The organism is Georgenia subflava (assembly GCF_009193155.1).
Classification (GTDB): domain Bacteria; phylum Actinomycetota; class Actinomycetes; order Actinomycetales; family Actinomycetaceae; genus Georgenia; species Georgenia subflava.
The window spans coordinates 37,074-57,657 of sequence record NZ_VUKD01000007.1; the positions used below are offsets into that span (position 1 = coordinate 37,074).

General features: G+C 72.7%; 16 protein-coding genes and 1 tRNA gene. 6 read left to right on the forward strand and 11 right to left on the reverse strand.

The window, feature by feature from the left end:
- Positions 1-203: 203 nt before the first annotated feature.
- A complete protein-coding gene (locus tag GD748_RS18110) occupies positions 204-3,968 on the forward strand; it encodes a PKD domain-containing protein (protein ID WP_226921605.1) in 3,765 nt (1,254 codons plus the stop codon).
- A gap of 69 nt (positions 3,969-4,037) precedes the next feature.
- Here the strand turns inward: GD748_RS18110 and pth are convergent, their stop codons facing one another.
- Together pth and GD748_RS18120 are read right to left on the reverse strand one after the other, a co-directional pair.
- Positions 4,038-4,631: an aminoacyl-tRNA hydrolase gene (pth, locus tag GD748_RS18115; RefSeq protein ID WP_152196656.1), complete on the reverse strand. Its 594-nt coding sequence runs from the start codon at positions 4,629-4,631 to the stop codon at positions 4,038-4,040.
- A 97-nt stretch (positions 4,632-4,728) separates the two neighbouring features.
- Positions 4,729-5,382, reverse strand: coding sequence for a 50S ribosomal protein L25/general stress protein Ctc (locus GD748_RS18120; RefSeq protein WP_152196657.1), 654 nt, complete (start codon positions 5,380-5,382; stop codon positions 4,729-4,731).
- Positions 5,383-5,703: 321 nt separating this feature from the next.
- Between GD748_RS18120 and GD748_RS18125 the strand changes: the two genes are divergently transcribed.
- Positions 5,704-6,423, forward strand: a complete 720-nt coding sequence (locus tag GD748_RS18125; RefSeq protein ID WP_152196658.1) for a dienelactone hydrolase family protein — start codon at positions 5,704-5,706, stop codon at positions 6,421-6,423.
- Here the strand turns inward: GD748_RS18125 and GD748_RS18130 are convergent.
- The 5 genes from GD748_RS18130 to GD748_RS18150 all read right to left on the reverse strand — a co-directional run bounded on the left by GD748_RS18130 (position 6,409) and on the right by GD748_RS18150 (position 11,670).
- Positions 6,409-7,392, reverse strand: coding sequence for a glycosyltransferase (locus GD748_RS18130; protein WP_152196659.1), 984 nt, complete (start codon positions 7,390-7,392; stop codon positions 6,409-6,411). The genes GD748_RS18125 and GD748_RS18130 overlap by 15 nt on opposite strands.
- Before the next feature lie 53 nt (positions 7,393-7,445).
- Complete coding sequence (metK, locus tag GD748_RS18135) at positions 7,446-8,723, reverse strand: methionine adenosyltransferase (RefSeq protein ID WP_152196660.1); 1,278 nt, start codon at positions 8,721-8,723, stop codon at positions 7,446-7,448.
- A gap of 204 nt (positions 8,724-8,927) precedes the next feature.
- Positions 8,928-9,908: a ribose-phosphate diphosphokinase gene (locus tag GD748_RS18140; RefSeq protein ID WP_152196661.1), complete on the reverse strand. Its 981-nt coding sequence runs from the start codon at positions 9,906-9,908 to the stop codon at positions 8,928-8,930.
- The gene (glmU, locus tag GD748_RS18145) at positions 9,905-11,455 is read right to left on the reverse strand and encodes a bifunctional UDP-N-acetylglucosamine diphosphorylase/glucosamine-1-phosphate N-acetyltransferase GlmU (RefSeq protein WP_152815208.1); all 1,551 of its coding nucleotides are present in this window, start codon (positions 11,453-11,455) and stop codon (positions 9,905-9,907) included. The genes GD748_RS18140 and glmU overlap by 4 nt, the downstream gene beginning before the upstream one ends.
- Before the next feature lie 140 nt (positions 11,456-11,595).
- Positions 11,596-11,670: transfer RNA gene (locus GD748_RS18150), tRNA-Gln, on the reverse strand.
- 227 nt (positions 11,671-11,897) lie between these two features.
- On the opposite strand from GD748_RS18150, the gene GD748_RS18155 reads away from it, so the two are divergent.
- The 4 genes from GD748_RS18155 to GD748_RS18170 all read left to right on the forward strand — a co-directional run bounded on the left by GD748_RS18155 (position 11,898) and on the right by GD748_RS18170 (position 15,523).
- The gene (locus GD748_RS18155; protein ID WP_152196731.1) at positions 11,898-12,503 is read left to right on the forward strand and encodes a TetR/AcrR family transcriptional regulator; all 606 of its coding nucleotides are present in this window, start codon (positions 11,898-11,900) and stop codon (positions 12,501-12,503) included.
- 220 nt (positions 12,504-12,723) lie between these two features.
- Positions 12,724-13,713 carry an ABC transporter ATP-binding protein gene (locus GD748_RS18160; protein WP_152196663.1) on the forward strand — a complete coding sequence of 330 codons (990 nt, stop codon included), beginning with the start codon at positions 12,724-12,726 and terminating at the stop codon, positions 13,711-13,713.
- Entirely contained in the window at positions 13,710-14,921 is a 1,212-nt protein-coding gene (locus GD748_RS18165; RefSeq protein ID WP_152196664.1) for an ABC transporter permease, read from the forward strand. The genes GD748_RS18160 and GD748_RS18165 overlap by 4 nt, the downstream gene beginning before the upstream one ends.
- Positions 14,922-14,977: 56 nt before the next feature.
- A complete protein-coding gene (locus tag GD748_RS18170; RefSeq protein WP_152196665.1) occupies positions 14,978-15,523 on the forward strand; it encodes a MarR family winged helix-turn-helix transcriptional regulator in 546 nt (181 codons plus the stop codon).
- Between the two features lie 61 nt (positions 15,524-15,584).
- Here GD748_RS18170 and GD748_RS18175 read toward each other — a convergent pair whose 3' ends face one another.
- The 4 genes from GD748_RS18175 to rsmA all read right to left on the reverse strand — a co-directional run bounded on the left by GD748_RS18175 (position 15,585) and on the right by rsmA (position 20,572).
- A complete protein-coding gene (locus GD748_RS18175) occupies positions 15,585-17,540 on the reverse strand; it encodes an ABC-F family ATP-binding cassette domain-containing protein (protein WP_193313014.1) in 1,956 nt (651 codons plus the stop codon).
- A 99-nt stretch (positions 17,541-17,639) separates the two neighbouring features.
- Positions 17,640-18,581, reverse strand: a complete 942-nt coding sequence (locus GD748_RS18180; RefSeq protein ID WP_152196666.1) for an META domain-containing protein — start codon at positions 18,579-18,581, stop codon at positions 17,640-17,642.
- A 102-nt stretch (positions 18,582-18,683) separates the two neighbouring features.
- Positions 18,684-19,610 (reverse strand): 4-(cytidine 5'-diphospho)-2-C-methyl-D-erythritol kinase, encoded by a 927-nt coding sequence (locus GD748_RS18185; RefSeq protein ID WP_152196667.1) that lies wholly within the window; start codon positions 19,608-19,610, stop codon positions 18,684-18,686.
- Complete coding sequence (gene rsmA, locus GD748_RS18190; protein ID WP_193313015.1) at positions 19,607-20,572, reverse strand: 16S rRNA (adenine(1518)-N(6)/adenine(1519)-N(6))-dimethyltransferase RsmA; 966 nt, start codon at positions 20,570-20,572, stop codon at positions 19,607-19,609. Before rsmA ends, GD748_RS18185 begins: the two co-directional genes overlap by 4 nt.
- Positions 20,573-20,584: the final 12 nt, after the last annotated feature.

Here is a 20,584-nt window from a genome sequence, read left to right on the forward strand (position 1 = left end):
ACACCCCGAGCGAGCTGGTCTACCAGCCCCCGCGGGATCCATCGAATCGATCGGCCGGTCCGTCCACCCGGCGGCCAACCGCCAACCGGGAAACCCCGCCCGCCGCAGTGGCGTCCGGGTCCAGCACTCACGATGTGGGGTTGATCGCCTTGAACACTCTCAGCACACCACCAGGGCGAGCCGCAACGAGGTTGCGGCTGCTCGTGGCCGCACTGTCGGCCGTCGTCCTGACCGTCAGCGTGAGCCTCGTCGGAGCCTCGACGACGCACGCCGACACCGCCCCCGCCGACCCGTCCGACCCGGCCTCCCCCGTCACCGTCTCCGCCGACGAGCTGCCTACCCCGCAGATCAACGGCGTCGTCTGGTCGATGGCCATGGTCGGTGACATCGTCTACGTCGGCGGCAGCTTCTCGAACGCGAGGCCCGCAGGATCGCCCGCGGGGCAGAACACCGTGCCGCGCGCGAACATGATGGCCTTCAACGTGACGACGGGACAGATGACCTCGTTCGCGCCGACGTTCAACCAGCAGGTGCGCTCGATCTCGGTGTCCCCGGACAGGTCGCGGATCTACGTCGGCGGCGAGTTCACGACCGTCAACGGCCAGACCCGGCAGCGGATCGCCGCCTTCGACGCCAACACCGGAGCCCTGGTGCCGAACTTCGCACCGTCGGTGAACTACCACGTCCGCGCCGTGGTGGCGACGAACTCCAAGGTGTTCGTCGGCGGGAACTTCAGCGGCGTCGGCAACGCCGACCGCCGGAACCTCGCCGCGTTCAACGCCTCCAACGGTGCGCTGCTCGACTGGGCGCCCCAGGCCACCGGCGGCATCGTGGACGCCATCACCGTCAACCCGCAGGGCACGAAGGTCGCCGTCGGCGGCGGCTTCACCGCACTGAACGGGTCGAGCAACCCCGGCTACGGGCTAGGCATGGTCGACGCCGTCACCGGCGCGAGCCTGCCGTTCGAGACCAACCAGTGGGTCCGCAACGGAACGGTCGACGGCGCCATCGACACCCTGGCCACCGACGGCACGTACATCTACGGCGGCGGCTGGACCTTCGGCAGGAGCGGCGGCACCTGGGAGGGCGTGTTCGCAGCGAGCTGGGACGACGGCAAGGTCCACTGGCTCAACGACTGCCACGGCGACATGTACGGCGTCTTCCCGATCGGTGACGTCATCTACGGCGCCGGCCACACCCACTACTGCGAGAACATCGACGGAGTCCGACAGGGCGCCGGCGGCGTGGGCGACTACCCGTACTACCGCGGTGTCGCGTTCGGCCGGGACGTCACCGGCACGGCGTCGTGGGAGCCGGACCAGCGCCGGTACTACAGCTTCGAGGGGCAGCCGACCTCGGAGCACCTCGCGTGGTTCCCGAACCTGAACGCCGGCACCTACACCGGCCAGTTCCAGGGGCCGTGGAGCGTCGTCGGCAACAGCGACTACGTCGTCATGGGCGGCGAGTTCACCCGGGTGAACGGCACGAGCCAGCAGGGCCTGACGCGCTTCACGGTGAGCAGCAGGGCGCCCAACGACGAGGGCCCGACCCTGTTCAACGCCACCTACCCGCTCAACGTCAGCTCGACCGAGACCGGTCAGGTGCGGATCAACTGGCGCACCAACCAGGACATCGACAACGAGAACCTCACCTACCGGGTCTACCGCGACAACCAGAACGGCTCCGGCCTGGTCCACACCCGCACGGCTGAGGCGCGGTTCTGGAACCCCTACACCATGGGCTTCACCGACACCGGCCTCGCGCCGGGGTCCACGCACCGCTACCGCGTCGCCGTGACCGACCCGTTCGGGAACATCGCCAACTCGCCGTGGACGAACGTGACCGTCGCGTCGAGCGGGACGAACAGCGACTACGTCGAGGCCGTGTACGACGACGAGCCGACCGACTACTGGCGGATGGGCGAGGCCTCGGGCTCGACCGTCGCCGACGCGGTCGGGTTCCACCCGCTCACGACCTCCGCCGGGGTGACCCTCGGCGCCGGCGGTGCGATCGGCGGCGACGACGACACCGCCGTCACCTTCTCCGGGGACACCACCGGGATGGCCGTGACCACCACACCGGGCAACCCGCCGGACGTCTTCACGGTCGAGACGTGGTTCAAGACCACGACCACGGCCGGCGGCCGGATCGTCGGCTGGAGCAACCGGAACACGGACCGGACCTCCAGCAAGCACGACCGCCAGCTCTACATGGACACCTCCGGACGCGTTCACTTCGGCGTCAAGCCGAACGCCGACCGGGTGGTGGTCACCAGCCCGGGGACGTACAACGACGGCGACTGGCACCACGCGGTCGCCACCCTCTCCGGGGGCGGCATGACGCTCTACCTCGACGGCGAGCGGGTCGGCGCCCGCTCCGACGTCACCGTCGGTGAGCACCTGTCCATCGGCTACTGGCGCATCGGCACCGACACCCTCAGCGGGTGGCCGTCCGCCCCGGCCGGCGGCAGCTTCGCCGGTGACATCGACGAGGTCGCCATCTACAAGACGGCGCTCTCCGGGGCCAGGGTCGCGGCCCACTACGCGGCAGCCACCGGGGCCGAGCCCCCGAACGCGGCACCGGTCGCGGCCTTCGACGTCGCGACCGACGCGCTCGGCGTGAGCGTCGACGGGTCGGACTCGAGCGACGCCGACGGGACGATCGCGTCGTACGCGTGGACGTTCGGCGACGGCGGCACGGCCACCGGCGCGACCGCCTCGCACACGTACGCCGCACCGGGGACGTACGACGTCACCCTGACCGTCACCGACAACGACGGCGCCAGCAGGAGCCTGACGAAGGAGGTCACCGTGGCCGCCGCCGACGCGCCACCGGTGGCGGCGTTCACCACCGCGGTCACCGGCACCACGCTCGCCGTGGACGGCCGCGGATCGACCGACGACGGCACCATCGCGTCCTACGGCTGGGAGTTCGGCGACGGCGGCACCGCCACCGGGGCCACCGCCTCCCACACCTACGGCAGCGGCGGCACGTTCGACGTCACGCTCACCGTCACCGACGACAACGGCCAGACGGACGAGCTGACCCAGCAGGTCACCATCGCCGCGGCGAACGTCGCCCCCACGGCCTCGTTCACCACCTCGCCGAACGGTCTCACGGTCGGCGTCGACGGCACGGGGTCGGAGGACCCGGACGGCACCATCGCCTCCTACGCGTGGACGTTCGGCGACGGCGCCACCGCCACCGGGGCCACGGCGAGCCACACGTACGCGACCGCCGGCACGTACGACGTCACGCTCACGGTCACCGACGACGACGGTGCGACCAAGAGCCTCACCCAGGAGGTCACCGTGAGCGCCGAGGCGACGCCGCTCGCCCTCGACGCCTTCACCCGGTCGGTCAGCAACGGCTGGGGCAGCGCCGACCTCGGCGGCATCTGGACCCGGAGCGGGAGCTCGTCGAACTTCTCGGTCGCCGGCGGGACGGGCCTGATCCGGATGGGCAGCCCCGGGGCGGGCCCGGGCATGGTGCTCGGCGGGATCTCCTCGACCGACACGGACATGAAGGTCCGGGTCGGTGCCGACAAGGCGCCCACCGGCGGCGGGACGTACCTCACGGTGACGCCGCGCTACCTGCCGAGCGGTGACCGCTACTTCCTCGACACCCGGCAGACGTCGACCGGTCAGGTGATCGCCACCCTCGGCCGGCGGGTGGCGAACTCCGAGTCCTACCTGCAGTCGCGCACCGTGCCCGGGGTCACCGCGACCGCCGGACAGCTCCTCGAGGTGCGGGTGCAGGCCTTCGGGACCTCGCCCACCACCGTGCGGGCGAAGGTCTGGACGACCGGGACGCCGGAGCCCGACGCCTGGACGGTGTCCGCCACGGACTCCACCGCCGGGCTGCAGGACGCGGGAGGCGTCGCGCTGCGGGCCTACCTGTCCGGATCGGCGACGAGCGCACCGGTCATGGGGCTGTTCGACGACCTCTGGGTCGGTCCCACGCCGTGACGGGCGCTTACCGCCCGGCGTGAACACCGGAGCCCGCCCGGACCTGGTCCGGGCGGGCTCCGCCGTGCGTCAGCTCGTCGTGTGGAGCCGCAGCTGCGCCTTCTCCAGGCCGAGGGTCACGACGTCCTCGACGGCGTCGGCCGCCTCCTCCAGGGTCACGCCGAGGCCGGGCCGTTCCGCGGCGGCGAAGTCGCGCAGCACGTAGTCCGCGGCGTCCATGCGTCCGGGCGGGCGGCCGACCCCGACCCGCAGGCGGACGTAGGCCCGCGTGCCGAGCGCCTGGGAGATCGAGCGCAGACCGTTGTGGCCGCCCTCGCCGCCGTCGAGCTTGAGCCGCAGCGTGTCCGGCGGCAGGTCGAGCTCGTCGTGGACCACGAGGAGCCGCGCCGGGTCGGCGCCGTAGAACTTCACCAGCGCACCGACGGGGCCGCCGGAGACGTTCATGTAGGAGCCCGGCTTGGCGAGGACCACGCGCGGTCCGGGAGCCCCGCCGGGCAGCGTGCCGACCCTGGCGTCGAGCACCTGCGCGCGCGCCTTGTGCGCGGTGAAGGTGGCGCCCAGCCTGGCCGCGAGGACGTCGAGGACCATCTGGCCGACGTTGTGCCGGTTGCCGGCGTACTGCGGCCCGGGGTTCCCCAGACCGACGACGAGCCACGGGCTCATGCTGCTCCTTCTGCTTCGGCGGCGGGACCGCTCGAGGTCCGGACATGCACGTCGCGCCCAGGCCGAGTGGCCTGGGCGCGACGGACGGGACGGGAGGTCAGGCCTCCTCGGACTCCTCGGACTCCTCGGTCGGGGCGGAGCCGCCCTCGGCGCCGGCCTCGGCACCGGCCTCGGCGGCGGCCTCGTCGGCCTCGAGGTCCTCGGCGGTGGCGCGCGGGATGGAGATGATCACGACGGCGGCCTCGGGGTCGGCGTCGATGGAGGCGCCCTCGGGCGTGGGGATGTCGCCGACGCGGACGATGTGCCCGTCCTCGAGACCGTCGATCGTGACGACGACCTGGTCGGGGATGCGGGTGGCCGGCACGGTGACCGTCAGGTGCTGCAGCTCGAGCTGGTGGATCGTGCCGGGGGCGGACTCGCCCTCGACGTGCAGCGGGACCTCGACGGTGACCTTCTCGCCCCGGCGGACGACGACGAAGTCGATGTGCTCGATGGTGCGCCGGACCGGGTCGCGCTGGACGTCCCTGGCCAGGGCCAGCTGGTCCTTGCCCTCGATGTCCAGTGTGAGCAGGGCGTTGGCGTGGTCCTTCAGCGCGAGGAAGGTGTCGTGCGAGGGCAGCGCGAGGTGCTGCGGCTCGGTCCCGTGGCCGTACAGGACGGCGGGGATCAGGCCGGCGCGACGGGTGCGGCGGGCCGCACCCTTGCCGAACTCGGTGCGCTTGGTCGCGGTGAGCTTCGTGTTGTCAGCCACTGGGGTCTCCTTGGGGCAGTAGTTCTCGGTCGGCGGCGGGCCTCAGCGTGGGACGTCGTACGGACGGCGCAGCGAGGCACCACCGCGTCGATCACGGAACCGGGGGCGTCGCACGCGCTGTGCAGGTGGTGCGGCGCCAGTCGAGCCAGTGGCCCGTCCGGCGTCCCTCGCCGAGGCAACCTGTCCATCTTAACGGCAGGTCCGGGCAGGTGGAAACCAGGGCGGAGTCGCCAGGCTCACATGTCGCTCCGGCGCGGCCACCGGCACACTGGGCGGTACCACGGCGGAGCCCCGCCACGAGCAGACGAGAGGCGTGTTTCGATGAGTGCACCCGTAGCCGTGACCGTCCCGACCGTCGACGGGCCCATGCCGGCGCACCTGTGGGTACCGGCAGGCGGCCGCGGCCCGGGGCTGGTGCTGCTCCAGGAGATCTTCGGGGTGTCGGACTACATCCGTGACCGGGCGGGCGACCTGGCGGAGCTGGGCTACACGGTGCTGGCGCCGGAGATCTACTGGCGGCTCGACGGCACGGTCGACGAGTCCCGCGAGGACTTCATGGACCAGGCCATGGCGCTGGTGGGCCGCCTCGACTGGGACACGGCGGTCGCGGACGGCGTGGCGGCTCTGCGCACCCTCCGAGAGCGCCCCGAGACCAGCGGCCCGGTGGGCGTCGTCGGGTTCTGCTTCGGCGGCGGCCTCGCGTTCAGCGTGGCGGCGGCCGACGCCCCGGACGTCCTCGTCTCCTACTACGGCTCGGCCCTGCCGAACCTTCTCGGCCTGGCCGACCAGGTGGCGGCCCCGAGCATCCACCACTTCGGCACGGACGACTCCTACATCCCGCTGGAGACGGTGCTGAACATCCGGGAGGTCGTCGGCGGGCCGGAGGTGGAGTTCCACCTGCACGACGGCGCGGGCCACGCCTTCGACAACCCCCGGCCCGAGTTCCACCACGCGGAGGCGTCCGCCGCGGCGTGGCAGCAGACGACCGCCTTCCTGACCCGCCGTCTCCCCGTGCCGGGCGGGCCGTCAGCCCACTCGTAGCGGGAAGGGCTGCGCCCGGTCGACGCGGTCGACCGTCCGCGACATCGCCTCCCAGAGGTCCGCGGCCTCGAGAGCCTCGGGCGCGCGGGAGATCGCGAGGCCGCGCCCGTCGAGCTCGCGGGCGATCATGTTCTGGTGGTTGTCGACGTGCTCGTCGAGCTCCGGGCGACGGGGCAGCACGACCGGGCACCGGCCGGCGTCCAGGGCCGTGAGGCAGGAGCCGATGCCGGCGTGCGCGATCACAAGGTCGGCCTTGGTGATCGCCTCGTGCAGCTCGGCGGCCGGCACGTCGACGCGGGCGTTGATCGGCAGGTCGCTGACGTCGGCGACGCCCACCTGCCACAGCACCTCGGCGTCGGGCTCGAGCACCTCGGGCAGCACGCGGACGAGGTGCTCCACCGCGCGGCGGAAGCCGTAGCGCCGCATCGTGCCGAGCGTGACGACGACCCGACGGCCCCTCACCGGCGGGGCGGCGTTCGGGACGGCGCGGTAGCCGTCGAACAGCGACCCCGTGTAGGCCCAGTCCTCGTCCGACCAGGACTGGTACTGGGCGTAGAGGTTGATGCCGGGGATCCGCGAGATGAGCCGTCCGGTGAGGCTGGGCCCGTCGGCCCGAGCCGCGCTCTCGACGTAGTGGGCCGACACCCCGAGAGCCCTGGCGACCGGCAGGAACGCGAGGGCGATGCCGGCGCCGGTGCTGATCACCGTGCTGAAGGTCCCGCTCGCCAGCAGCCGGACGGCGGTGGGCACGGCACGCGCCACCTGGGCGTAGCCGCGGGGCGGGATGTACGGCACGTGGTGGACGATCTCCCCGGCCAGGAGCGACCGGGCCTGGGCGTCGTCGAAGGTCGCCCACTCCACGAGGCCGGTGGCCGGCTCGAAGCGGTGGCGGAGCCTCGAGAGCTGTTCCAGATGGCCGCCCGTCGATGCCACGAGCAGCGTCCGTCCGGTCTGTGCCTTCTGCAGCATTCAGTTCCCCAGCTCTCGTTCGGGTGGTGGGCGGCCGTGCACGACCGGTGGCGTCAGGCGGTCGGGAGCGGCGCGGGCTCGACCGGGCGCGGCGCCGCGGCAGGACGGCGCTCGGCGGCGGACGGCCCGGCGACGGCGGACTGGAGGTCGGCGGTGCGGTCGGTGCGTTCCCAGGTGAAGTCGGGCAGCTCGCGGCCGAAGTGGCCGTAGGCGGAGGTGTGCCGGTAGATCGGGCGCAGCAGGTCCAGGTCCCGGATGATCGCGGCCGGGCGCAGGTCGAAGACCTCCCGCACCGCGGCCACGATCCGCTCCACCGGCACCGTCTCGGTGCCGAACGTCTCCACGAACAGCCCCACCGGGTGCGCGCGCCCGATGGCGTAGGCGACCTGTACCTCGCAGCGCCGCGCGAGCCCGGCAGCGACGACGTTCTTGGCGACCCAACGCATCGCGTACGACGCCGACCGGTCCACCTTCGAGGGGTCCTTGCCCGAGAACGCGCCACCACCATGACGCGACATCCCACCGTAGGTGTCGACGATGATCTTCCGACCCGTCAGACCCGCATCGCCCATCGGCCCACCCACGACGAACTTCCCCGTCGGGTTCACCAACAGCTCATGCCCCTCGGTGACCAGGTCCAGGCCCGCGGCCGTCAGCACCGGGGCCACCACCTCGGCCGCGATCGCACCGGCCAACCAGTCCTGCCCGACGTGCTCGTCGTGCTGGGTCGAGACCACCACCGTGTCCAGGCTCACCGCCTTGTCACCGTCGTAGCCGATGGTCACCTGGGTCTTGCCGTCCGGGCGCAACCCCGCCACCACCGCCTCCTTGCGCACCAGCGCCAGCCGCTCGGCCAGCCGGTGCGCCAGATGGACCGGCAACGGCATCAGCTCGGCCGTGTCGTCACACGCATAGCCGAACATCAGCCCCTGGTCCCCGGCGCCCTGATGGTCCAGCTCGTCGAACCCACCGGCCTCGGTGCGCTCCTCCAACGACTTCGACACCCCGGCCGAGATGTCCGGGGACTGCTGCCCGATCGAGACCGACACCCCGCACGAGGACCCGTCGAAACCGATCGCCGAGGAGGTGTACCCGATCCGGCGGACCTCATCGCGCACCAGCTGCGGGATCTCCACATACGCATCGGTCGTGACCTCACCGACGACATGGACCAGCCCGGTGGTCACCACCGTCTCCACCGCCACCCGCGCCGCCGGATCCTGCTCCAGCATCGCGTCCAAGATCGTGTCCGAGATCCGGTCACACACCTTGTCCGGATGCCCCTCGGTCACCGACTCGGACGTGAACTGACGCAACGCTGCAGTAGCCATGCGGCGAGCGTATGACCGAGTCCGGGAGAGCGTGGGAGAAACGGGACAGGGAATTGTGCAATGCCGGCCCACATTGATCCGGTGGGCGTCAGCCGCCCGCCGGCCCGCGGTCAGGAGGGCACGCCGCAGCAGCGCCGGGCGCGTCTGCGCGGAGCGCCCCGCGCGATCGCGAGGCTCGGCGTCGGTCGGCCGGTACTGCGGTGGTCAGGCGTTCCCGTCGAACAGGGACGTCACCGAACCGTCGTCGAAGACCTCCCGGATCGCCCGTGCCAGGAGCGGGGCGATGGGCAGCACCTTCAGCTGCCGGAACCGCTTGTCGGCCGGGATCGGCAGGGTGTCCGTGACCACGACCTCGCGCGCGCCGCACTCGGACAGCCGCTGCGCGGCCGGGTCGGAGAGCACCCCGTGGGTCGCGGCGACGATGACGTCGGAGGCACCCGCGGCGAGGACGACCTTGACCGCCTCGGCGATCGTGCCGCCGGTGTCGATCAGGTCGTCGACCAGGACGGCGGTGCGGCCCTCGACCTCGCCGACGACCCGGTTGGCCACGGCCTGGTTGGGCTTCGTGATGTCGCGGGTCTTGTGCACGAACGCCAGCGGCACGCCGCCGAGCTTGGCGGCCCACTGCTCGGCCACGCGGATGCGTCCGGCGTCGGGCGAGACGACGGCGGTGTTGGCGGCGTCGATGCGGCCGCGGACGTACTCGGTGAGGATCGGCATCGCCCATAGGTGGTCGACCGGCCCGTCGAAGAAGCCCTGCGTCTGGGCGGCGTGCAGGTCGATGCTCAGCAGCCGGTCGGCGCCGGCGGTCTTGAACAGGTCGGCCACCAGACGGGCCGAGATCGGCTCGCGCCCCCTGTGCTTCTTGTCCTGGCGGGCGTAGGGGTAGAACGGTGCCACGACGGTGATGCGCTTGGCGGAACCGCGCTTGAGCGCGTCGACCATGATCAGCTGCTCCATGAGCCACTGGTTGATCGGGGCCGTGTGCGACTGCAGCACGAACACGTCGGAGCCGCGCACCGACTCGTCGAAGCGGACGTAGATCTCACCGTTGGCGAAGTCGTAGGCCGTGGTCGGCAGGAGCTCGATGTCGAGCTCGCGCGCGACGTCAGCGGCGAGCTGCGGGTGTGCACGGCCGCTGGCTAGCACGAGCCGCTTCTCGCCGTGGGTGATGATCCCCGTCATCGCTCGGTGTTCCCTCCGTCGGTGTGACCCGGGGCCTGGTGGTCCCGGGGAGTGCTGCTGTCCTGGCCGCGGGCACGCTCCGCCTGCGCCTGCTCAGAGAGCCCCGTGCCGTCGCTGAGGGCCTGCTCGGCCGCCCTGGCCGCCGCGGTGCCGGGCCGACGACGCACGACCCATCCCTCGATGATGCGCTGGGAGGCACCGGTGACCGAGAGGGCGCCCGGCGGGACGTCCTCACGGATGGTGGTGCCGGCACCGGTGTAGGCACCGTCGCCGACGGTGACCGGGGCCACGAACATGTTGTCCGAGCCGGTGCGGGCGTGCGCGCCGATGACGGTGCGGTGCTTCGCCACGCCGTCGTAGTTGACGAAGACGGAGGAGGCACCGATGTTCGTGCCCTCGCCGATGTCCGCGTCACCGACGTAGGTCAGGTGCGGCACCTTCGCCCCGGCGCCGATCTGCGCGTTCTTGGTCTCGACGAAGGTGCCGATCTTGCCCTTCGGCCCCAGACGGGTCCCCGGCCGCAGGTACGCGAACGGCCCGATGGTCGCGCCGTCGTCGAGCGTGGACTGCGAGCCGTGGGTGCGGACGACCGTGACGTCGGTGCCGACGGTGAGGTCCGTCAGGGTGGAGTCGGGACCGATCACCGACCCCTCGCCGATCGTGGTGCGGCCGTGGAGCTGGGTGCCGGGCAGGATCGTGACGTCCCGGGCCAGCTCGACGTCGACGTCGATCCAGGTGGTGGCGGGGTCGACGACGGTGACGCCCTCGCGCATCCACTCCTCCACGGTGCGGCGGTTGAGCTCGGCGCCCAGCGCCGCGAGCTGGGCGCGGTCGTTGACGCCCTCGACCAGCCAGGAGTCCTCGACGGCGATCGCCTGGACCCGCTTGCCGGTGCGGTGCGCCAGGGCGACGACGTCGGTGAGGTAGACCTCGCCCTGGTCGTTGTCCTGGCCGACCGAGCCGATGGCCTCGCGGAGCACGGCGGCGTCGAAGACGTAGGTGGAGGTGTTGATCTCGCGGATCTCGCGCTGCTCGGCGGTGGCGTCGCGCTCCTCGACGATGCCGACGACGGCGCCCTCCTCGCGCAGGATGCGGCCGTAGCCGTGCGCGTCCTCGACCGTGGTGGTCAGCACGGTCACGGCGTTGCCGTCGGCGGTGTGGGCGGCGAGGAGCTCGGCGAGCGTGCCGGCGTCGAGCAGCGGGGTGTCGCCGGCCATGACGACGATCGGGCCGGTCAGGACCGGGGGGGCGGGGTCGTGGCCCGGCGAGCCGGGACCGTCGTGGTTGGCCAGTGCGGCGGCGTGCGTGGCGGCGTCGAGCGCGGAGAGCGCGCACTGGACGGCACGACCCGTGCCGGGGACCGCGTCCTGGTCGACGACGAGGACGTCGCCGTCGAGCTCGGTGGCGTGGCCGGCGACGGCGTCGCGCTCGTGGCGGACGACGACGGCGAGGCGGGCGGGGTCGAGCCCGCGGGCGGCGACCAGCGCATGACCCAAGAGGCTGCGGCCGCCGATCTCGTGGAGCACCTTCGGGGTGCGGGACTTCATGCGGGTGCCCTCACCCGCGGCAAGGACGACGACAGCAGCAGGTTGGGTCAGGCTCACGCCAGCTCCCTCGAGTGGATCACCGCCCGGAGTCGCCCCAGGCGTCGTGCACGGATCACTCTAGCGTCGCGCGGGCGTCCGGCTGGCTCCGCCCCCAGGATTCGAACCCGGACCGCAAGGCACCAAAGGCCTGCGTGCTGCCGTTACACCAGGGCGGACCGCGCACATGCGCTGATCCAGTCTGCCAGGACCGGGGTCGGGCGACCGAACCGGCGCGTGCAGGGAGCGCGCACGCCAGCGTCGCTGGCCACACCCGGAGCCCGGTGGACCCGCACCGACCGCCCGCCGGCCCGGGACCATTCGCACCGCCCGCGCGCCGGTGCCGGTGGACAGGCACGGCATGATGGGGCCGGTGAACCCTCCCAGGAGCACCCCCCGGGTACGGATGACCGGCTCCGAGCGGCGTGAGCAGCTGGTCACGGTCTCCCGCGCGCTCTTCGCCGAGAAGGGCTTCGAGGGCACCAGCGTGGAGGAGATCGCCGTCCGGGCGAAGGTCTCCAAGCCGGTGGTGTACGAGCACTTCGGCGGCAAGGAGGGCATCTACGCCGTCGTCGTCGACCGAGAGGTCCAGCGGCTGCTGGGGATGCTCACCGAGCAGCTCAGCTCCGGTGGTCACCCCAAGCGGGTCGTCGAACGGGCGGCGCTGGCGCTGCTGGACTACATCGAGGCGAACACCGACGGCTTCCGCATCCTCGTGCGCGACTCCCCCGTGGCGCAGGCCACCGGCACCTTCTCCTCGCTCATCGGTGACGTCGCCAGCCAGGTCGAGCACCTGCTGGCCGCCCAGTTCCGCACCCGCCGCCTCGATCCGGCGGCGGCGCCGATGTACGCCCAGATGCTCGTCGGGCTCATCGCCCTGACGGGGCAGTGGTGGCTCGAGGCCCGGAGCCCCGAGAAGTCGGTGGTCGCCGCGCACATCGTGAATCTCGCCTGGAACGGCCTCTCGGGGCTGGAGCGTGACCCGCAGCTCTCGCGCCTCGATCTGGCCTGACCCGCGACCGCCAGGTTCCGGCGCACCCGGTGCGCATCCTTCCGCGGAGCTCAGGCGCAACCCTCCGGCGCAGGTGCGCGTCGCCGTCGGCCCCCGCCCGGACAGGACGCGCCGACCGGTCACCGCTGCCTGATATCTTCCGCCCAGGACCACTCCCCGTCAGCGCGCGGACGTCACGTCGCCACGCGCCACGGATGGCGCACCCCGAGGAAGGACACGCATGAGCGTGCTCGAGATCGACCGTCTCAACAAGGCGTACGGCAGTGTCCGGGCGCTGCACGACCTGACCTTCGACGTGCGGGCGGGCGAGATCTTCGGGTTCGTCGGCTCCAACGGCGCCGGCAAGACCACGGCGATGCGCATCATGCTCGGGGTGCTGGCCGCGGACTCGGGCACGGTCCGCTGGGACGGGGCGGAGCTCGACCTCCAGACGCGCCGGCGCGTGGGCTACATGCCCGAGGAGCGCGGCCTGTACCCCAAGATGAAGGTCGGCGAGCAGCTCGTCTACCTGGCGCGGCTGCACGGCATGTCGGCCGAGGAGGCCACGCGGGCCACCGAGGCGTGGACCGACCGGCTGGGCGTCGGGAGCCGCCGCGGCGACAACGTGGAGAAGCTGTCCCTCGGCAACCAGCAGCGTGTGCAGCTCGCTGCTGCGCTCGTGCACGACCCGGACATCCTCGTCCTGGACGAGCCCTTCTCCGGCCTGGACCCGGTTGCCGTCGACGTCATGAGCGACGTGCTGCGCGAGCGCGCGGCGGCCGGGGTGCCGGTGATCTTCTCCTCCCACCAGCTGGATCTGGTCGAGCGGTTGTGCGATCGCGTGGGGATCGTGCGCAAGGGGCAGATGGAGGCGCTCGGCACGATCGACGAGCTGCGGTCGACGGACCGGCAGCGGTGGCTCCTCGACATCGACGCACCGGCCGAGACGGTCACCGCCTGGGCGAGCAGCCGGGCCGGCGTGCTCGTGACCGGCCACGCACCACGCGACGGCGCCGTCGTCCTCGAGCTGACCGACCACGCCCGTGGTCTGGAGCAGGAGCTGCTCACCGATGCCCTGACGCTGGGAGCGGTGCGCGAGTTCTCCCCCGTGCGGCCGACTCTCGCAGACCTGTTCCGCGGGGTCGTGTCCTCTGACGACGACCCGGAACCACCGACGGAGGGACCGGCACGACGGCGACGTCTGGGCCGGCGCGGGAAGGAGGCCTCGTGAGCTCGCTGAGCACTGTCTGGCTCGTCGCCCGGCGAGAGGTCAAGACCCGCATGATGACGAAGGCGAACATCATCTCGCTGGCCGTGATGCTCGTCCTCATCGTGGCGGGCTCGATCGTGGGCAACTACTTCCTGAACCGGGACGCTGCCCCCGAGGTCATGACCGTCGCGGTCGCCGAGTCCGTCTCCGAGCTCACCCCGCAGCTCGAGGCGGCGGCGCAGGGGCAGGACGTGACTCTGGAGCTGCCCCGGATGACCGCCGACGAGGCCGAGGAGGCCCTCCGCGGTCCGGACGGCGAGGACCCGACGGCCGACGCGTTCCTCGACGGCGACCCCGCCTCCCCGGAGCTCATCTTCGCCGAGGGGCAGGACGCAGAGATCGTCGGCCTCGTCGCCTCCGCGGTCCAGGCCTACGTCGTCGACGCCCAGATCAGCGAGCTGGGTGGGGACCCGGCCGAGTTCGGTCAGGCGCTGGCGGCCGCGGCACCCCAGGTGCGGACCCTGGAGACGGCGGAGGACGACGAGTTCGACGGCGCCGCCTTCGGGGTCGCCATGGTGATGATCTCGGTGCTGCTCTTCGCCCTCATCGGCTCGGGGTCGCTGATCGCCATGGGGGTGGTGGAGGAGAAGACGTCCCGGGTGGTGGAGATCCTGCTCGCCACGATCAAGCCCACCCAGCTGCTCGCCGGCAAGATCCTCGGCATCGGCATCTACGGGCTGTTCCAGGTGGTCGTCCTCGGGGGCGCGCTCGCCGCGGCGGTCTGGGCGCTCGGCCTGACCGACGGCATCAGCGTGGACATCGGGGCCGCCCTGGTTTGGCTGATCGTGTGGTTCCTCCTCGGCTACGCCTTGTACGCCCTGCTCTTCGGCGGCTTCGCGGCGCTGGTCTCCCGCCAGGAGGACATCGGCTCGGTGACCACCCCGCTGATGTTCCTGCTGTTCATCCCGTTCTACGCCACCATGTTCCTCGTGCCGAACGACCCGGACGGCACGCTCGCGACGGTGCTCTCGCAGGTCCCGTTCTTCGCGCCGTTCATGATGCCGGTGCGCGACGCCTTCGGGGTGCTGGCTCCGTGGGAGATGCCCCTCGCGATCGCGATCGCCGTGGTCGTCATCCCGCTGCTGGTCTGGGTCGCGGCCCGCGTCTACCGGCGCGGCGTCCTGCACACCGGCGGGCGGATGAAGCTCACCGACGCCCTCAAGGGCTGACCCGGCCGCTCAGCCGCCTGCCGCGAAAGTATCTCGATGTCGAGTAATCTCGGGCCATGAGTGCAGCGCAGACCGCCGGGGGATCCGAGCCCCACCGGTCGGCCGCGCCCAGGGACGAGGTCGACCGGATCGTCGATGCGTGGCAGCGCGAGCGCCCGGACCTCCAGCCGCTGCCGCTGCACGTGTTCTCCCGGGTCTCCCGCCTGGCCCGGCACCTGGACCTCACGCGACGCTCCGCATTCGCCGAGCACGGCGTCGAGGCGTGGGAGTTCGACGTGCTGTCGGCGCTGCGCCGCGCCGGGGAGCCCTACGAGCTCACACCCGGCCGGCTCATCGCCGAGACCCTGGTCTCCTCCGGCACGATGACGAACCGGATCGACCGGATGGTCGCGCACGGCCTTGTCGTCCGCTCGGCGGACGCCACCGACCGCCGGGTGGTGAAGGTGCGCCTGACACCGGTGGGCAAGGCACGGGTGGACGCGGCGATGTCCGCGCTGCTGGACTCCGAGCGCGAGCTGCTCTCGGCGCTCCCGGAGGCCGAGCTGGCCCGGCTGCGGGACTCGCTGCGCACGTTGCTCCTGCCGTTCGACGACAGGGCCTGACGGTCCACCACGGACGCACTGCCGGATGACAACGGCCGCTCCGGTGCTTCGCGGTCGCCGGCTACTCGGCCGCCTCGGCGGCGACGAGCCACTCCTCCTCGAGGCTCCCGTGCTCCAGCTCGGCGGCACGCGTCTCGGCGGCCAGCGCCGTCAGCGTATCCACGTCGCCCGCGGCGGAGGCCTCGGCCAGCCTCGCGTGCAGGTTCTCGATCCGGGCGGAGGCCTTGGCGAGCTGCCGCTCGAGCCGGGCCATCTCCTTCTTCGCGGCCCGCTGGTCGGCCGGGCTCGCGGATCCTGGGGGCGCACCCGCCACGGCCGCCGGACTCCTGGTGGATCCGCCGTCGGCCGTGGCGGTCCGCGTCCCCGTCGAGGGGGCGGCCCGCGCGGCGTCCTGGGACTGGTGGCGCAGGCGGAGGTACTGGTCGATCCCGCCGGGCAGGTCGCGCAGCCTGCCGTCGCCGAGCAGCGCGACCTGGTGGTCGGTGACCCGCTCGAGGAGGTAGCGGTCGTGCGAGACGACCACCAGGGTGCCGGGCCAGCCGTCCAGCAGGTCCTCGACGGCGGCGAGCGTGTCGGTGTCCAGGTCGTTGGTGGGCTCGTCGAGCAGGAGCACGTTCGGCTCGGCCACCAGCAGGCGCAGGAGCTGCAGGCGTCGTCGCTCACCTCCGGAGAGGTCGCCGACCGGCGTCCAGGCCCGCTCACGGGTGAACCCGAGCCGTTCGACCAGCTGACCGGCGGTGAGCTCCTTGCCGCCGACCTCGACCCGCCCGCGCACCTGCTCCACGGCCTCGATCACCCGCAGGCCGGCGACCGCGTCGAGCTCGTGGGTCTCCTGTGAGAGCGTGCGAACCTGCACGGTCTTGCCGCGGCGGACGCGTCCGGTCGTGGGTTCCTGCGTGCCGTCGAGGAGCCGGAGCAGGGTGGACTTGCCGGCGCCGTTGACCCCGACGAGACCGACCCGCTCCCCCGGCGCGAGCCGCCAGGTGACGTCGTCCAGCACGACCCGGCCCTCGACGTCGCCGGATGCGTCGACTCCGCCGGCCCCGTCGACGGCGGAGGTTGCGCCGTCGGGCCGCTCGCCGGGACGCCAGGGATAGGTGACGGTGACGTCCTCGACGTCGAGCACGTCCTTGCCGAGGCGCGCGGTCGCCATGCGGGTGAGCTCGAGCGGGTCGCGCGGCGGCGGCTCGTCGGCGATGAGCGCGGCGGCGGCGTCGAGGCGGAACTTCGGCTTGGAGGTGCGCGCCGGCGCGCCGCGGCGCAGCCACGCGAGCTCCTTGCGGAGCAGGTTGTTGCGCTTCTCCTCGGCCACGGCGGCGGTACGGGTGCGCTCGGCGCGCGACAGGACGTAGGCGGCGTACCCGCCGTCGTAGGTCTCCACGTGGCCGGCGACAGGTGCGCGTCCGGCGGCGCCGTCGTGGCCGGGGACGACCTCCCACACCTTGGTGCAGACGGCGTCGAGGAACCAGCGGTCGTGGGTGACGACGAGCATCGCGCCGGTACCGCGGCGGTAGTGCTCCTTCAGGTGGCGGGCGAGCCAGTCGACGCCCTCGACGTCGAGGTGGTTGGTGGGCTCGTCGAGGATCAGCACCTCGGCGTCCTCGGTGAGGACGCGCGCGAGCGCGACGCGGCGGCGCTGTCCGCCGGAGAGGGTGGCGACGTCGGAGTCGAGGCCGACGTCGGTGAGGAGGCCGTCGTGGATGTCGCGCACCGAGGCCTGCGAGGCCCAGGCGTGCTCGTCGAGGCCGGGGTGGACGACGTCGCGCACCCTCGTGCCCGCCGGCAGCGCGTCGGCCTGGTCGAGCACCGCGACGCGCGTGTCGCCGGCGCGGGTGACCCGGCCGGTGTCGGGCTGCTGCGACCCGGCGAGCAGCTTGAGCAGCGTGGACTTGCCGGCGCCATTGCGGCCGAGCACGCCGACCCGCATGCCGTCGTCGAGGCCGAGGGTGAGGTCGGCGAGGATCGGGCGTGAGCCGAGGACGACGCCGACGCCCTCCATGCCGAGGAGGTGCGCCACTAGCGCGCTCCGGCGGGAGACTGGCGGCGGGACAGGGACGGACGGTGCACGTCCCCAGTCTCTCAGGAGCACCCGTCCGGCACAGAATCGGGCCGGACGTCAGCGGCGCACGAGCTCGCCGAGGACCTCGGCGTCCCGGTCGAGCAGGGTCAGCACCCTGCCGTCGAACGTGGCGCTCCGGGCGGTGGCGATCCAGCTCGGGACCGGTGCGCCCTCGCACCAGATGAGGGTCATCGGACCGGCGGTCGTCAGCAGAGCACCGGAGTCGTCCGCCGACCACCGGCCGCCCGCGGTGTTGCAGCCGTCCGACCCCACCCAGGTCCCGTCCGCGGCGAGCTCGAGGTACGGCGACGTCGGAGCCGACTCGGTCGGCACCCACGCCCCGACGAGGTCCGCCGCCGTCGCCGGCGGAAGACCGCCGGGCAGCGGCTCGGGCAGGCGGAGACGGTCACGCTGGTCGTCGGTGATCTCGGGCGGCTCGGCGTAGAACTCCGCGGCGGTGTCGATCGGTTCCGGGGCGCCGTCGATGGTCAGGGTCGCCACGGTGCCGCCGGTGCGGTCGATGAGCTCCCAGCCACCCTCAGCGGGACGGTACCCGGTGACCTGCTCCAGCCACGGGACGTCGAACCCGTCGTCGAGACAGCCGCCGCTGCCGCCGTGGATAGCGGCCAGGAACAGTGTGGAGGTCGCGGCCCAGCTGCCGTCGATCATCCCGCAGTCGCGCCAGAGCTGGAGTGCTCCGACGTCGATCCGCAGCCACGTCTCAGGCTGCTCGGTCGCCACGCCGCCCACGCGCCAGAGGTTCACCAGGCCCAGCGGGCCCGCCGAGGTGGCGCCGTCGCCGGACGGCGCCGAGTCCTCGGTGGTCCCGTCGTCGCCGGACGGCGTCGAGTCCGGACGGGGCGACTCGCCGTCGTTGCCAGGACCAGGGGACGCCGAGCTGCTCGGCGCCGCACCGGCGCACCCGCTCAGGAGCGCGGCGCCGAGCAGAACGACGCCGAGCGTCCTCCAGACGCCGAGCTTCCGGCTCCGCCGATGCATGGCACCCCGCTCCGCAGCAGTTTCGACCTGGTGCGAGGCTATCCGGAAGTGTGGGAGGGCGGGGACGTCCGGAGTCGTCGGAGGCTGCCCGGCCCCTGAGGATCAACGACGGCCGACGTGCTCCATGACGCGTGCGCCTGCCACCGGTCCGGTGACCGTGAGGATCTCTGCGGCCACGTCGGCCGCGCGCATCACGCCGGCCACCGAGTGCGCGTGCGGGCCGTCGAGCGCGAGGGCCGCCACGGTCGGGCCGGAGCCGGAGACGAGGGCAGCCAGCGCCCCGGCACGCTCGGCGGCGGCGAGCACGTCCGCCAGCTGCGGGCGCAGCTCGATCGCCGCCTCCTCGAGGTCGTTGCCGAGGGCGCGGGCCAGGATGAGCGGGTCGCCTCCGAGCAGCGCGGAGAAGACCTCCCCGCCGAGCTGCGGCAGCTCCTCGGCGTCGTCGGAAGCAAGCCCGTTCATCTCGTCCCACTGGCGGAACACCGCCGGGGTGGACAGTCCCTCGTCCTGGACGGCGAGGATCCAGTGGTACTGCCCGCGGCTCATCACGGGCGTCAGGACGTCCCCGCGGCCGGTCCCCATCGCGGACATCCCGGTCAGCGCGAACGGGACGTCGGAACCGAGCTCGGCAGCCAGCTCGGCGAGCTCCTCACGGCCGAGCCCGGTCCCCCACAGCTGGTCGCACGCCAGGAGGGTGGCGGCGGCGTCGGCGGATCCGCCGGCCATGCCGCCGGCGACGGGGACCTGCTTGGTCAGCGTGAGTGCGGCACCGGCCTCGGTGCCCGCGGTCTCGCGCAGCAGCGCGGCGGCCCGCACGGCCAGGTTGCCCTCGTCGGTGGGCAGGTCCTCCCCGCGGCCACGGATCGTGAGCGAGATGTCGTCGGCGCGGCGGGCGACGACGTCCTCGTAGAGCGAGACCGCCTGGAAGACGGTGGCAAGAGGGTGGAAGCCGTCGTCGCGCGCCGGCCCCACGCGCAGGGCGAGGTTGATCTTGCCCGGCGCGCGGACGTGGACCTCGCTCGCGCTCACCTGGCCAGCGTGCCAGAGGTGGTGGTGCCCCCGCCCGTCGGGCGGTGCTCGGCGATCCGGGCGAAGTCCGTGATCGCCAGACGTTCCCCGCGCAGCGTCGGGTCGATGCCGGCGGCACGAAGAGCCTCCTCGGCGCGGACCGGTGAGCCCGCCCAGCCGGCCAGGGCGGCGCGCAACGTCTTGCGCCGCTGGGCGAAGGCCGCGTCGACGACGGCGAAGACCTCCTCGCGGGTGGCGGTGGTGGGCGGAGGCTCGCGGCGGGTCAGCCGCACGAGGGCCGAGTCGACGTTCGGGACCGGCCAGAACACCGAGCGCGCGATCGTGCCTGCCCGGGCGGCATCGGCGTACCACGCGGCCTTCGCGGAGGGCACGCCGTAGGTGCGCGACCCGGGTGGGGCGGCGATCCGGTCGGCCACCTCTGCCTGCACCATGACGAGCACCTGCGTCAGGCTCGGCAGGTTCTCCAGGAGGGTGAGCAGCACCGGCACGGCGACGTTGTAGGGCAGGTTTGCAACCAGCTTGGAGGGTTCGACGACGCCGTCGGTGGTTGCGACGGGGACCGGGAGGTGGTCGGGACCGGCGACGCTCATCGCGTCGGCCTGGAGGACGGCGAGCCGCGGCGCGGCGTCGGGCATCCGCCGTGCGACGGTTGCCGGCAGCGCCTCGGCGAGCGGCGGGTCGATCTCCACGGCGACCACGCGTGCACCGGTCTCGAGGAGGGCGAGGGTGAGCGACCCGAGGCCGGGGCCCACCTCGAGCACGACGTCGCCGGCGTCGACGCCTGCCGAGCGCACGATCCGGCGGACCGTCCCTGCGTCGTGGACGAAGTTCTGACCGAGGGTCTTGGTGGGACGCACCCCCAGCGCCTCGGAGATCCGGCGCACGTCCGCCGCGCCGAGCAGCCCGGTTCCGGTGGCGGACCCCTCGTGCCCGGAGGGACGGGGTTCGGGGTTGTCGATCACCTCGGCGAGTTT

Bases quoted from the DNA above. Each gene is read 5' to 3' on its own strand.
- glmU (WP_152815208.1), bottom strand. From the start codon at position 11,455: ATGAAGTCCCGCACCCCGAAGGTGCTCCACGAGATCGGCGGCCGCAGC.
- metK (WP_152196660.1), bottom strand. From the start codon at position 8,723: ATGGCTACTGCAGCGTTGCGTCAGTTCACGTCCGAGTCGGTGACCGAG.
- GD748_RS18155 (WP_152196731.1), top strand. From the start codon at position 11,898: ATGACCGGCTCCGAGCGGCGTGAGCAGCTGGTCACGGTCTCCCGCGCG.
- GD748_RS18170 (WP_152196665.1), top strand. From the start codon at position 14,978: ATGAGTGCAGCGCAGACCGCCGGGGGATCCGAGCCCCACCGGTCGGCC.
- pth (WP_152196656.1), bottom strand. From the start codon at position 4,631: ATGAGCCCGTGGCTCGTCGTCGGTCTGGGGAACCCCGGGCCGCAGTAC.
- GD748_RS18140 (WP_152196661.1), bottom strand. From the start codon at position 9,908: ATGACGGGGATCATCACCCACGGCGAGAAGCGGCTCGTGCTAGCCAGC.
- GD748_RS18125 (WP_152196658.1), top strand. From the start codon at position 5,704: ATGAGTGCACCCGTAGCCGTGACCGTCCCGACCGTCGACGGGCCCATG.
- GD748_RS18160 (WP_152196663.1), top strand. From the start codon at position 12,724: ATGAGCGTGCTCGAGATCGACCGTCTCAACAAGGCGTACGGCAGTGTC.
- GD748_RS18130 (WP_152196659.1), bottom strand. From the start codon at position 7,392: ATGCTGCAGAAGGCACAGACCGGACGGACGCTGCTCGTGGCATCGACG.
- GD748_RS18180 (WP_152196666.1), bottom strand. From the start codon at position 18,581: ATGCATCGGCGGAGCCGGAAGCTCGGCGTCTGGAGGACGCTCGGCGTC.